We start from the raw sequence: 673 nt of genomic DNA on the forward strand, positions 1-673 counted from the left end.
TGCAACAAGGCATCCACGGTTTCAGAGCGTACGTGAACCCTGCCAATGGGCGATGTGCTGCCGGAAAGCGCCAGTAGCAACATTGGGTCGACGTTGACTGTCTTGGCCAAGCGATTGCGTAACTGTTCCAGCACATAGCCTTCTGGCAGGTTCATTTGAAAAACAGGATGCAGTTCGCGCCGACGAAATTCGTCATGCCGTACAGGCATCGAGAGGCTAATGGCCATTTTTGGCGATGCATCTTCGTGATCGAAAAGTGAAATCTTCGGCATTGCTGAAAAGTCTGCCGCTATTACCTTGTGGGGTGCTGACTTGAAGAGAGGCCATTTTCATTCGAATAAATCTCCAAGCTCTTCAAGGGTTGGCATCGTTGCTGGAACCACCGAGAGTTCGCAGTCCAGTGCAGCCAAAACGCGCGCATAAGCGATCATGCCGACAGAAAGGGTACCTTTCTCCACCGCGATGACTTTGTATCTTGTCAGTCCCGCCAGATCGGCAAGCTGCGCCTGTGTCAGGCCACGATTTATGCGTTTCTCTCGTAATTGGATACCGAGACGGCCGATCAATAGAGTGTGATCCATGTTGTGATACCGTAACAATTTGAAGCCAATGTAGCGTATGCGCAACATTTAATCTATTTGCCTCAAGAAACCCGCCGTAAGGTCGGGTTTTT

At 50.4% G+C, this 673-nt stretch carries 1 protein-coding gene and 1 pseudogene; both read right to left on the reverse strand.

The window, feature by feature from the left end; all coding sequences use genetic code 11:
* Window positions 1–333: pseudogene (locus HT737_RS30360) on the reverse strand (HipA N-terminal domain-containing protein); the annotation flags it as partial.
* Window positions 330–581, reverse strand: coding sequence for a helix-turn-helix domain-containing protein (locus tag HT737_RS30365; protein ID WP_108588991.1), 252 nt, complete (start codon window positions 579–581; stop codon window positions 330–332). The pseudogene HT737_RS30360 and the gene HT737_RS30365, both read right to left, overlap by 4 nt.
* Window positions 582–673 lie beyond the last annotated feature (92 nt).

It is taken from the genome of Pseudomonas sp. MD195_PC81_125 (assembly GCF_014060985.1).
Lineage (GTDB): Bacteria > Pseudomonadota > Gammaproteobacteria > Pseudomonadales > Pseudomonadaceae > Aquipseudomonas > Aquipseudomonas parakoreensis.

Bases quoted from the DNA above. Each gene is read 5' to 3' on its own strand.
- HT737_RS30365 (WP_108588991.1), bottom strand. From the start codon at position 581: ATGGATCACACTCTATTGATCGGCCGTCTCGGTATCCAATTACGAGAG.